This is a genomic window from Colwellia sp. PAMC 21821, from assembly GCF_002077175.1.
Lineage (GTDB): Bacteria > Pseudomonadota > Gammaproteobacteria > Enterobacterales > Alteromonadaceae > Cognaticolwellia.
In genome coordinates this window covers 3,506,812-3,519,577 of record NZ_CP014943.1, presented here as the reverse complement: position 1 = coordinate 3,519,577, position 12,766 = coordinate 3,506,812, and the positions used below count along the sequence as shown (strand labels likewise).

The window sequence follows — 12,766 nt, the reverse complement described above, 5'->3', positions numbered from 1 at the left end:
ATTTTATATAATGGCTCAGCATCCCTTTCGCTGAGCTTTTTTTTGTCCAAAATTTAACAGCACTGCCATTTATTACCTCTGTAACAATGCCTTCAAAGCAATACTATTGCCAATATACTCATCTCAATCTACACTAGCCAAAACCTTAAATTACTTCTTATATTACTTAAGATTGTATAAGTGACTAAGGCGTTAAATAAGCACTAACAACAAAAATAACGGATACTTATGAAACCAACATTTAAATTAACCACGGCAGCTATCATAGTAGCAGCAAGCTTAAGTGCCTGTAATGGCGACAACACAGTCACTAATGATGCTAAGCCAACAATCCCGGCAAGCAAAGTATTAACGGTACAAGATGCTGAGAAATTTTTAGTCGCTACCGAAAAAGAGCTAGTGCAACTTAACACTGAAGGCAGCCGTGCGGCGTGGATAAATTCAAACTTTATTACTGAAGACACCTCTGCACTCGCCGCTGCAGCCGATCAAAAGTCAACTGAAGCGGGTGTAAGATTTGCTATGCAAGCCGCTAAATTTGACTCTGTTAATGTAAACGCAGATCAACGTCGAAAACTCAATATTTTAAAACAAAGTTTAGTGATGCCCGCACCTCAAGATTCGGCTAAATCCGCAGAATTAGCTAAAATTGGTGCTCAATTAAATAGTATGTATGGTAAAGGAAATTACACTGCAAAATCAGGTGAGACATTAAGCTTAGGCCAGATGACCGCAACAATGGCAACATCACGAGACTACGATGAATTATTAGAAATGTGGCAAGGCTGGCGAACAATCAGTCCTGACATGAAACCATTATATACTCGCCAAGCCGCATTAGGTAATGAAGGCGCACAAGGCTTAGGCTATGCAGATTTAGGTGCAATGTGGCGTTCAAATTACGATATGTCTGCAGATGAATTCGCTAAAGAGCTTGACCGTTTATGGGGACAGGTAAAACCCTTATACGATGATTTACATTGTTACGTGCGCACTGAATTAGGCAAAACTTACGGCGAAGACAAAGTGCCGCAAGATCAACCAATACCCGCTCATTTACTTGGTAATATGTGGGCACAGTCTTGGGGTAATATTTATGACCTAGTCGCACCAGAAGATGCCGATCCTGGATATGATGTTACCCAACAACTTGCCGCTAATAATTACGATGAAGTTAGCATGGTAAGAGGAGCCGAAGGCTTTTTTACCTCACTTGGCTTTGAAGCATTACCAGAAACATTTTGGCAGCGTTCGTTATTTACTAAGCCCGCCGACCGAGATGTGGTATGTCATGCCTCAGCATGGGACTTAGATGCCAAAGATGATATTCGTATTAAAATGTGTATCCAAAAAACCGGTGAAGACTTCTCGGTTATTCATCACGAACTAGGCCATAATTTTTATCAACGTGCATACCAAAACCAGCCGGTATATTACCAAAACAGCGCTAATGACGGTTTTCATGAAGCTATTGGCGATACAATTGCTCTGTCAGTTACACCAAAATACTTAAAAGAAATTGGCTTAATTGACACTATTCCTGATGAGTCGAAAGACATTGGTTTACTATTGAAAATGGCTTTAGATAAAGTCGCTTTTATGCCATTTGGTTTAATGGTTGACCAATGGCGTTGGAAGGTATATTCAGGTGAAGTTACGCCAGAAAACTATAATACGGCTTGGTGGGAATTACGTGAAAAATACCAAGGTGTAAGCGCCCCTATCGAACGTGAACTTAATGCTTTTGACCCAGGCGCGAAATATCATGTGCCCGGAGGCGTACCTTATTCACGCTACTTCTTAGCACATATTCAGCAATTTGAATTTCATCGTGCTTTATGTGAAATTTCAGGTAACACCGATGCTATTCATCGTTGTTCAATTTATAACAACAAAGCGGCTGGAACCGCGTTAAATACCGTACTCGAAATGGGTTCAAGCCAGCCATGGCAACAAGCGTATAAGGTGTTAACAGGTAACGAGCAAATGGATGCAACCGCCATTCTTGATTATTTTGCCCCATTACACACCTGGTTGAAAGATAAAAACCAAGGCAAGCAATGTGGTTTTTAACGCTTAGTTAGCAAGTAAAGCCGTTAAATCTTATGATTTAGCGGTTTTGTTATATTCCATAAATAATTACTGTATATCGTCCTCAATAAATGAGGCTATTATTCCTACCTTAAGTAAAAGTTGGTAACTATAGGCCTTTAAAATTTCAGATGCTAACCCGAGTTTACTCGTAAGTGTGATGGCGAGTAACGGCGAATCGATTAAGTAAATGATGAATTATATACACCGCACACAAGCTCAAAACAATAGCCACCGATACCGACGTAAAACGGTATAACGCACTGTAAATTAAGTCTTGCCCTGGTCCTAAAGATTGCCCAAACAAAATACCAAAGGTAGTTAACACCCCAAAACCAATACCTGGTGCACCGCCTCCCAAAATATGAAAGCGAGAAAAAATAAAGGACAAAATCCATAAAATAAAAACTGGAAATAATAAAAAGTCGCTGTGATTGTATAAAAACAATTGCGATAGCAGCGCGGCATTACAACCAATTAATGTACCAATAGCACGTTGCCAACCAGCCACACCAGCCGCTTTCCAGCAAAGTGAAAATAAAATTAATACCGATGCGGCTTGTGCTGAAATAGAATCTTGTAAATCGAGTAGCTGAAAAACAACAAACGAAAGCGTAGCGACAGTAGAGCAGAGTAATACTTCATGACGAATGCTTTCTTTGGCTTTAGTGGGCATTGCGCGCGCAGTTCGCGCTGCAACATCAGGAAACACACCATGCATGAGTGCAGCAATAATCACGGTCATAAAAATAGCTAAACCATTACTTAAAATAATCGGATAAATGCTACTATTTTGATCTACATAGCTGGAAAAATGCAACTGTATAGATAAGCTAACAACCCCTAGCGCACCAAATAAAAATGCACTGCCATCACTCATTTTATGAAATAAAAAGCAAAAAGCACTAAAGGAACATAAAGTCATAACCACAGGTAAGTGGGAAAATAACCCCTGTATTATAAGCACCATAAACGCACTAAACGCTGCAGAAGCAAAAAACTGTCTTATTACACTTCGATTCAACGTCGGTACCATACCTAACAACAGCATAGGGTAAATAGTAAAAAATATACCATTTGGCCAATTCATCAGCTTACTTACGGTGAAACCAATAGTGCAACCACCCGCAATTCGCAGTGCTTGGCGTAGTCCATTAGCATCTATTTGTGGCGCTAAGCTAACAGCTTTACTCATAATTCCCTCATTAATAAATGTAATGTAACCAACTAATAAACCTAATTTGTGCCGCGCCAAACCACTGTCCAATGCTTGACTCAGGTAATAATTGCACCGTTGCACGCGCGCCACTTTGCATATTGGTGATCATTTCTTCATCGTCTATTAGTTTCAAGTGAATACGCTGGCGCTGTGCATCACGTACCCAACGATTACTGGTTTCAGTTGTACTTAACATGCCGTTCGCGCTCAATTGTCCGTTGCTGACACCTGCTTCGAAAGTAACAATTTTTGCCTTGTACACTTCACCTGGACGACTATCAAAAACAACTTTGGCTAAGCTACCAATCTTCATGTTAAGTAATGACTTTTCTCTAAAGTCAGCCACTAAATCAGCCTTTTTTGCTACGATGGCCAGCAAGGGTTTACCTGCTAAAGCATAAGCGCCATCGAGTAATTGTAAATTAGTCACTACCCCATCACTCAACGAACGTACTTGCGTGTAAGACAAATTAAGCTCAGCTTGGGCGAGTTTATTAGCTGCATGTCGAATCGCTAGATTTTGCTCACCTGATTCACCACGTGCTAACACAGCTTCAGCTAATTGCGCCGTTAACGCCGCTTCATTTGCTTTACTTGCCTCGAAATTAGCTCGAATACTTTCTAGCGCTTGCTCTGATATGGAGTTGTTTTTATAAAGCTTCTCACCTCTATTTTTTAACAGCTTTTGTTCATGTTGCTTAGCTTTTGCGGCGCTTATGTTCGCCTCAATCACTTTAACATTAGTATCGAGACGTTTATTTTGCAGCGTGGCATCATCAAGCAATAACTGCGCTTGCTCAAATGCCAAGCTATATGGACCTTGGTCTATGCTAAATAATACATCGCCAGCTTTTACTTGTTGGTTATTGCTAACTAACACTTTAGTTACTCGACCATTAATTTGTGGTGATATTTGTACTACAGGATGATAAACGCGAGCTTGTGGCGTTACGGGTAAATAAATATCGGCTATTAAATAGTAAATGAATACGAAAACGAACCCGATAAGGGAAAGTCTTACATAGCGCGAAAATTTCTCATCTGGTGTCATTTATTTGCCTTATTCTTAATATGATCTTCAATACAACTTTGGGCGTTTTTTTCCATTTTAATTAAGCCATGGGCCATAATGTCCAATTGTTCACTTGTGAAGCCACTATAGAGTTGATTTTTAATATCGGTTATTTTCTTTTTTAATGTCTGCAAGGTTTTACGACCTTGCTCGGTAAAGTAAATATTTTTACTACGTTTATCATGATCATCTACACACCGAGTGATGAGCAACTGCGCTTCTAATTGCTTAATGGTTCGCGTGAGTGACGGCATTTCTATACCTAAACTTTGTGCTAATTCAAGCTGCGTAACACCTTCTTTAAGCATATTTATATGTATTAAAGCGGTCCAACGAGATTGCGTTAAGCCAAGGGGTTCAACAGCAATTGTCACTACATCTCGACATAAACGATGTACACGTCCCATATTGCCGCACAGTGTTAAATCGAGTGATTCATAGAACGGAACTTGAGTGGTCATTATTACCTCTAACTACTTAGCGTGCTAACTAATAGGTTCAATACTAACATTAGTTAGCACGCTAAGTAAATGTAAAAGAGTTTATAGACATAATTAACTGGGTATTAAAGCAGCATAAGGTTGTTCAATAATTAACTGTTTTTACTAAATAATGGTGACTTTCACAGTAACTTAAACAATTTAAAATTATAACTAATTGTATTTTAATGATTTTAAAGTTTGGCTTTATCTTTGCTTATACTTACTACACAGACATTAATACAAAACAAAAATACCAGCAACGGAGTCACACATGTCAGTAATTCTTGAAGATCGACCCATTGAACAAGTACGAGAAGAAACCATAGATCAGTTAATATTTAACTATAGTCACGGCGTTATTTCTGCAGAAGCTTTCGAGCGCCGGCTTGATCAAGCGATGAGTAGTAACTCTCATCAAGAAATTATCGATCTCGTTGCTGATTTAACCTTAAAAGCAGACACTACATATAATGCTAATAAAGCCCATCAGTTTACCCCTAGTTACAGTAACGCAGACAGTGATGAGAATTTAAGCCTCAAAAGTATTTTAGGTAATATAGAGCGCAGCGGCCAATGGAGTGTTCCAAAAACCATCACGCTAAATAATATTTTAGGCGAAGCAATACTCGACTTTACCGACGCTATTTTTCAACATCAACACGTGACGATTAAATTAAATTGTATTTTAGGCAGTAATAAAATTTTTGTGCCTGATAATGTTAATGTGGTTTGCAAGTCTTATGGCATTATTAGCAGTATAGAAAATAAAGCCCCTTCCATGGCGACAAAGCAAGCACCTGTTATTACCATCGAAGGTCGAGTGGTATTAGGGTCATTAAACGTTGAGATTAAAAGAACCATTAAAGAGAAATTTATCGCCTTTGCTAATAATTTAAAAGGCGCTTTTGACGTCGAAAAATAATATGCGATGGTAAGTTATTGTTGTCTTAAGCCATTAAAAATAATTTAATAATAAAGTAACTTAAAAAGCCTATTATTTTACTTCAAAACGATAAAAGCCAATCATTCAGTTTGGCTTTTATCGTTTTGAATTGTTTGTGATAAATAACTACAACAAACCAAACGCTGACATTAAACTACGCCCGCCTAATAACAACGTGATAAAAATAACGCCAACACCTGCAATGTTCTGCCATAAATTATTACGGTAATTACCCATAACAGCTGTATTCATGATCCATAATAGAAAAACACTTACCAATGGTAAAAGGATCCCGTTCGCTACTTGGGCGAACCAAATAACAGCGACAGGTTTAAAACCAAGGCTACTAACGACAACACCAATAATTAAAATTACCATCCAGGTTAATCGAAAACCGAGCGCATTAAGGTGTTTGTCTAAATTTAAAATACCACTTAAGGCAAAAGCAGCCGCTAAAGGTGCTGTTATTGAAGATGATATTCCCGCTGCAAAGAGTCCAATTCCAAGAAATAGGCTAGCTGACTGACCAAATAACGGCTGTAGCGCAGGGGCAATATCAGCAGCACTTTGTAAGCTTATTTGCTTGCCAAAAAATGCAGAAGCAGCAGTAGAAAGAATAGCGACTGAGATCAAAGCGCCGAGCGGAATAGAGACAAATAAGTCTTTTCTTGCTGTCGGTATGTCTTTAACTGACTGCCACTTTGTACTAGCCGTAGAGGCATGTAAAAATAAATTATAAGGCACTACGGTAGTGCCAATCAGTGCAATAACCGTCAAGGTTGCGCCGGTAGGTAATTTAAATGCAACAAAACTGGTGATTAATTCGTGCCATTGAGGTTGGCTTAAAAAAAATGTCACAATAAATGCAACGCTCATCAAGCCAACTAATACGACTAAAGCCCGCTCAATTACCTTGTAACTTCCGGTAATAAGTAAAACAAAAGCACAAATTCCAATAACCAACGGAAATAAAGTTTCAACAAAAGTAACGGTCCAACCAAGCTGCTCTGCCACACTAACTAAACCTAAACTAGCGCCTGAAATGTTACCACTTTGGTAGGCTCCATTACCTATAACAATAGCACTGACAACAAGCACAACAACAAACGCTTTTATAAAAGGTTGTTTTATTGCCTGCCGTATATTTTCCCCTAAACCTTGTTGACTAACGATACCAAGTCTTGCCGCCATTTCTTGTAGAATTAACGTGGCAAACATTGCAAACAGCAAAGCCCATACAAGCGCTAAGCCATAATTTGCCCCTGCCATTGACGCAGTAATTATTGTCCCAGGGCCTATAAATGCTGCCGTTACAAGAAATGCAGGCCCTACTTTTGGAAGTTTCATATTTACATACCTAGTTATTATTGTCGTTATAGATATTCACTTAAACACATCATACCTATTCATTATTTGAAAGGCACGTTGATGTAATTAATGCGTTGTCGGAATATCAAACGATTTACTTTAATGACGGTTATTTTAGTATTACTTCTAGTCGCTACTTCTAAATTTGATTAAACTAAGGCAATTCAACGTTAAAAGTATACTGTTATGGAAAAACATCAGGAATTATTAATTGCCTTAAGAAAGGTTATCCGCGCAATTGATCTACATTCAAAGCATTTAAGTAAAACCTCGGGATTAACGAGTCCACAGTTACTCATAATGTTAGAAATTGATAAAGACTTTGGTATCAATTCTAGTCAAGTTGCCAAAAGAGTTAATTTAAGCCCTGCTACGGTAACCAATATTATTGATCGGCTAGAAAATAAAGGCCTGATTTCAAGAGTGCGATATACGCAAGACAAACGTAAAGTCGGTTTATATTTAACCGATGACGGAAAGGCAATTTTAGTTAAAGCGCCACAAGCATTGCAAGAGCACTTCATTGAAAAGTTCTCTAATCTAGCAAAATGGGAGCAATCTCAATTATTGTCATCAATGGAGCGATTATCAGAAATGATGGATGCGGACGAAATTGACGCCGCACCTTTATTAGAATTACATGCAATGAGCGCCAGTAGTATAAATAAAACTGACGCTGCAAAGGGTTAACGTAGCAAATGTAAAAAGTGTAAATGCTTATGGTATTGATCAATAATATTATTGATCACTGCCGTTTTTGACCAGCCCATAATGTCATAGTCTTGCCCACCCTCACCTAAATGAACTTCTGCTCGATAATAACTTTGTTCATCTTCATCCTCGTCTATTTCCACGACAAAGTCTGGTTGTGAATGCTTCCGTGCAAACACCCGATAAACAAATTCTTGTTCTTCACCGTGGTCAACAACTAAACTCAACCCATTGTCATGCGAAACAACAACATTGATTTGATTTTTCTGTAATTCTTCAGCTACAGATTCAAACGCAGGTACAACAGTCTGATTGATAAACTTATTAACATTCGGTTTATTTGGGTAATCAACAATGTTTTGTAATCGTGATTGCCAACTGTCATTACTCGTATTACCTGTATTACTGGCATAAGGCACTGCTGCTATTAGCTGGCTGTCCTGCTTAAAAGCTTCCACCCTAAGCGCTTTAATCAAACCTACAATGGCAAGTAATAGCACAATAGAGAAAGGCAAAGCACTGGCAATAGTCATAGTTTGCAAGGCATTTAGACCGCCGGCTAATAAGAGAATCGCAGCAACCAAACCTATGCCTACAGCCCAATAAACACGCTGCCACAACGGGGTATTGTTACTACCGTGCGAACAGAGCATATCAACGACCATAGCGCCAGAATCACAAGATGTGACAAAAAATATCACAATCATTAGTACACTAAAAAAGGAAAGTAATGTCGACAGTGGAAAGTTTTCTAGAAAAACAAACAATGCTACTGATGAGTCTTTACTGACCATTTCACCTAATTCTACAATGCCTTGGTTATGCACTAAGTCAATGGCACTATTACCAAAAATAGTCATCCAAAATAAAGTAAATACGGTTGGTATTAGCATTACACCGACTATAAACTCTCTAATGGTTCGGCCACGTGAGATTCTAGCAATGAACAAACCAACAAAAGGTGCCCAAGCAAGCCACCAGCCCCAATAAAATATTGTCCAGCCACCTATCCAGTCTGTCTTCTTATAGGCAAATAAATTAAAGGTGTTGTGGACTATATCGGCTAAATAATCACCAATATTTTGTAAGTAAGCTTGTAATAAAAATACTGTTGGACCTAGTACAAAAACCAATACTAATAAGATCACAGCTAATACCATGTTGGTTTCAGATAATATTTTAATACCTTTATCCAACCCCGTGGCAACAGATATTATTGCTAGGCCTATTATGCCGGTCATAATAATAATTTGATTAGTCGTTGAAACATCAATACCAAACAAATAACCAAAGCCAGCATTAACCTGTGAAGCGCCTAAGCCTAGGGAAGTAGCAACACCAAAAACGGTACTTACTACAGCAAAAACATCAACTAAATGCCCCGGCCATTTATAAATTTTTTCGCCAATCAATGGGTATAATGCAGAACGTAAGGTTAAGGGTAAATTATGGCGATAACTGAAATAGGCTAACACTAGAGCTACAATGGCATAAATAGCCCAAGCGTGGAGTCCCAGTGAAAAAATGTCATTTTCATTGCTTCTTGAACCGCAGCTACCGATCCAACTTCTGCCGTGGGTGGCGACAAATAGTGCATCAGAGGCTCTGCGACACCAAAAAACATTAACCCTATGCCCATTCCTGCTGCAAACAACATAGAAAGCCAAGTCAGCATAGAGTAATCGGGGGTTGCATGATCAGGCCCTAAGCGAATATCTCCATAACGAGAGAACCCTAAAAAAATAACAAAAAAGAAAATAAAAGCAACGGTAAGGACATAGAACCAACTGCCATTATCAATAATGCTTGACTGAATAAGAGTAAACAAGCTTTGAGCCTGTTCAGGTAATGCTGCGGTGTAAAGTAAAAGCGCAATAATAATAGATGATGCGCTAACGAATACTTTCTTATTTAGATGACTCTCGGCGGATAAAGACAAAGCCGTCCCCTTAATTTAATTTGTATTGATATTATATATTGTTAATCAAGGTGTAAATAGTCACATATGCAAACAATCTCCCTTCTAGCAAGATTTTACCATAAAGTGCTATTTTTTATGTTTTTTGAAAAAAATCGTATATTTTGTTATCATACAGCCAAAGGCTAATAATAGTTAGAACTCTAATGATTTATATGATTAGAGTTCTAATCATATTTGAACGCTCAATAAGAAAACATCCAGGGAAAATAATATGAAATTTAATAAACTGCACTGCGCTGTGCTAGCTGCGTTAGCTGCGTCTGGCTCTATAAACGCCGAAGAAATTAAACAAAAACCAAAAGCATCAATTGAAACTATTGAAGTTACGGCTACCAAACGTTCTGAATCAATTCAAGAAGTTCCAGTTACGGTTACTGCGTTAACCGGCGACAGCTTAGAAAAACTTGGCGTTTCTAATTTTGACCAATACGTAGAGTTTTTACCTAACGTAGTTTTTCAGGGCACAGGCCCTGGTCAAAATGAAATATATATTCGGGGTGCGGCAACTACGCAAACCAACATTTCTGTATCATCTGTTCAAGCATTACAACCTTCTGTTGCTTTTTACCTAGACGAACAGCCTGTTTCAATGCAAGGTCGTAACTTAGATATTTACGCGACCGATGTTGAACGTATAGAAGTACTTCCGGGGCCACAAGGCACACTTTTTGGTGCTAGCTCACAATCTGGTACTGTACGCTTAATTACTAACAAGCCGACACACGATGGTTTTGCTGCAGGTTTTGATACCAGCACAAGCTTTACCAAAGGCGGCGATATGAGCAACTCTGTTGAAGCCTATTTTAATATGTCTTTAACTGATAATCTTGCTGTTCGCGTTGCTGCTTATAACGACCATCAAGGTGGTTGGATTGATAATATTCAAAACGACCCAAGCAATGGTGGTTACACAGGTAGTGCTGTAGTTATTGATAGAATATCAGCTGGTTTCTCTAAATTAGCCGATCCTGAAAACACGCCTGTTAACATTCCGCAAAATGATGCGCTAGTTGAAGACGACTTTAACACCGCTGATTATTCAGGCGCACGTTTCGGTTTATCTTACATCATTAACAATGAATGGGATCTACTTGTTCAACACACTCAACAGTCTCTTGATACTGAAGGTGTATTTTCATACGATCCTAACCTTGAAGGTGAAACATCAACCAACCGTTTCACGCCAGAAAACAACAACGATGACTTTGGTTTAACGACTTGGACATTAGAAGGTCGTCTTGAGCACCTTACTGTTGTTTATACCGGTGGTTATTTAGACCGTGATATTAATTCAACTATTGATTACACCGGTTATACCAATGGTGGCCAATTCTCTTCTTATTACGTTTGTAATTATGCAAGTGCGCCCGAAGTACAAGAGTGTTTTGACCCAACTAAGTTTTACAAAGAAGAAACAAGTAGCTCACGTACAACGCACGAATTACGCATGAATACTTCAGCTGAAAACCGCTGGCGCGTGACGGCTGGTGTTTTTTATGACACCCAAGATCTATCAACTGTTGGGCAATTTAAAATAGCTAACACTGAGCTTTTCCCTAATTTAGCAAGAGAACTTGTTGGTAATGAAGGCATAAACAGTAATGGCGGCCCATTCTCTTCTGAAGTGAGCTTCGTTAACGATGTTTCTCACGCCATAGATCAAATTGCCGTATTTGGACAGTTCGAATATGATATTACCGACACTGTAACCGCAAGCTTTGGTGCCCGTTGGTATCAAATTGATGATATTTATAAAGGTTCAACTACTACTGCTGACGTAAGTGGTCGATTACGCGCGTTCGGCGACGGCAGTCCTGAAGCCTTGACTGAATTTTTTGGTGCTGACGAAGCAGCCGCTATTCAAGCCGCTATTGCCAGTGGTCAATTAGAAACTGACTTACTTGATAGTAACGGTAAGTTAACGGTTGATGACACTATCATCAAAACTTCAATTGATTGGCAAGTAAATGACGATGTTATGGTGTTTGCATCATACTCAGAAGGTTTTAGACCGCCGGTTACTAACCGTGTTGGTGGTGGTTCTGCTGCTAACCAAGAAGGCGCTTTTGAAGGTTTCCGTATTCCGGTTTACTCAACGACTGATAGCTTAGACAACGTAGAACTTGGTTTTAAATCAACGTTGTTTGATCAATCACTACGTTTCAATGCGACCGCTTATTATTCAAAAATATCTGATCTACAAACTTCACGCTATGACCCTACCAATATCAGCTTCTTAGTATTTACTGATAACGTTGGTGATGCTGAAATTAAAGGTATTGACGGTGACTTTAGTTGGGTAGCAACGGATAACTTGATCATATCAGGTGCATTTAGCTTAATAGATACTGAATTAACGTCTATCAATGCTCAGCTAGATGGTATTGCACCACCAGAAGGCAGTAGATTACCGTATTCAGCTAAATTTTCTGGTAACTTACAAGCACAATACTTCTACCCAATTTCGGGAGATATGACGGGGTATGTTAACGGTTCAATCAGTTATACCGGCGAAAGACTTGCTGGCATGGTGATGGATGCTTATATGATCGAAGATGCCACTAACTTAATTTATGGCACTGGTTCTGGTTTAAGTATTGAAAAAGAGTCTGACGTTTTTTCTGGTGTAAATTATCAAGGCAGTAATGGCCAAACCTTTGCCGGTGGTCGTTATGTTCAAGATAGCTATGTTTTAGCTAATATCAGCTTTGGTGTTACAAACGACGAGTGGAAAGCAGAACTTTTCATCGACAACTTAACGGATGAAAGTGCAATATTATATGTTGATACTCAACAGTATACGCCAAAAGTTGTGTCTAACAGACCTCGTACCATTGGCTTTAGATTCTCTTACGACTTTTATTAAGCCGTAATATAAATCTAAAAAGTTAACGTGATC

8 protein-coding genes and 1 pseudogene are annotated in these 12,766 nt (G+C 38.8%); 4 read left to right on the top strand and 5 right to left on the bottom strand.

The annotated features are described in order from the left end of the window. Positions 1 to 228: 228 nt before the first annotated feature. Complete coding sequence (locus A3Q33_RS14895) at positions 229 to 2,073, top strand: M2 family metallopeptidase (RefSeq protein ID WP_081180622.1); 1,845 nt, start codon at positions 229 to 231, stop codon at positions 2,071 to 2,073. Positions 2,074 to 2,236: 163 nt separating this feature from the next. On the opposite strand, the gene A3Q33_RS14890 is transcribed toward A3Q33_RS14895, so the two are convergent. The 3 genes from A3Q33_RS14890 to A3Q33_RS14880 are packed head-to-tail and all read right to left on the bottom strand — an operon-like array spanning position 2,237 to position 4,843. After that, positions 2,237 to 3,286, bottom strand: coding sequence for a DUF2955 domain-containing protein (locus A3Q33_RS14890; protein ID WP_081182650.1), 1,050 nt, complete (start codon positions 3,284 to 3,286; stop codon positions 2,237 to 2,239). Positions 3,287 to 3,296: 10 nt separating this feature from the next. Continuing rightward, entirely contained in the window at positions 3,297 to 4,361 is a 1,065-nt protein-coding gene (locus A3Q33_RS14885) for an HlyD family secretion protein (protein ID WP_081180621.1), read from the bottom strand. Then, positions 4,358 to 4,843 (bottom strand): MarR family transcriptional regulator, encoded by a 486-nt coding sequence (locus A3Q33_RS14880; protein ID WP_081180620.1) that lies wholly within the window; start codon positions 4,841 to 4,843, stop codon positions 4,358 to 4,360. Before A3Q33_RS14880 ends, A3Q33_RS14885 begins: the two co-directional genes overlap by 4 nt. Before the next feature lie 292 nt (positions 4,844 to 5,135). On the opposite strand from A3Q33_RS14880, the gene A3Q33_RS14875 reads away from it, so the two are divergent. Further along, the gene (locus A3Q33_RS14875; RefSeq protein ID WP_081180619.1) at positions 5,136 to 5,786 is read left to right on the top strand and encodes a LiaF domain-containing protein; all 651 of its coding nucleotides are present in this window, start codon (positions 5,136 to 5,138) and stop codon (positions 5,784 to 5,786) included. 147 nt (positions 5,787 to 5,933) lie between these two features. Here A3Q33_RS14875 and A3Q33_RS14870 read toward each other — a convergent pair whose 3' ends face one another. Continuing rightward, positions 5,934 to 7,154 carry an Nramp family divalent metal transporter gene (locus tag A3Q33_RS14870; protein WP_081180618.1) on the bottom strand — a complete coding sequence of 407 codons (1,221 nt, stop codon included), beginning with the start codon at positions 7,152 to 7,154 and terminating at the stop codon, positions 5,934 to 5,936. Positions 7,155 to 7,361: 207 nt separating this feature from the next. Here A3Q33_RS14870 and A3Q33_RS14865 point away from each other — a divergent pair, with 207 nt between their 5' ends. Continuing rightward, positions 7,362 to 7,865 (top strand): MarR family winged helix-turn-helix transcriptional regulator, encoded by a 504-nt coding sequence (locus tag A3Q33_RS14865; RefSeq protein WP_081180617.1) that lies wholly within the window; start codon positions 7,362 to 7,364, stop codon positions 7,863 to 7,865. On the opposite strand, the pseudogene A3Q33_RS14860 reads toward A3Q33_RS14865, so the two are convergent. Further along, positions 7,862 to 9,825 (bottom strand): annotated as a pseudogene (locus A3Q33_RS14860) (BCCT family transporter). The gene A3Q33_RS14865 and the pseudogene A3Q33_RS14860 overlap by 4 nt on opposite strands. Positions 9,826 to 10,078: 253 nt before the next feature. On the opposite strand from A3Q33_RS14860, the gene A3Q33_RS14855 reads away from it, so the two are divergent. Next, positions 10,079 to 12,733, top strand: a complete 2,655-nt coding sequence (locus tag A3Q33_RS14855) for a TonB-dependent receptor (RefSeq protein ID WP_081180616.1) — start codon at positions 10,079 to 10,081, stop codon at positions 12,731 to 12,733. Positions 12,734 to 12,766 lie beyond the last annotated feature (33 nt).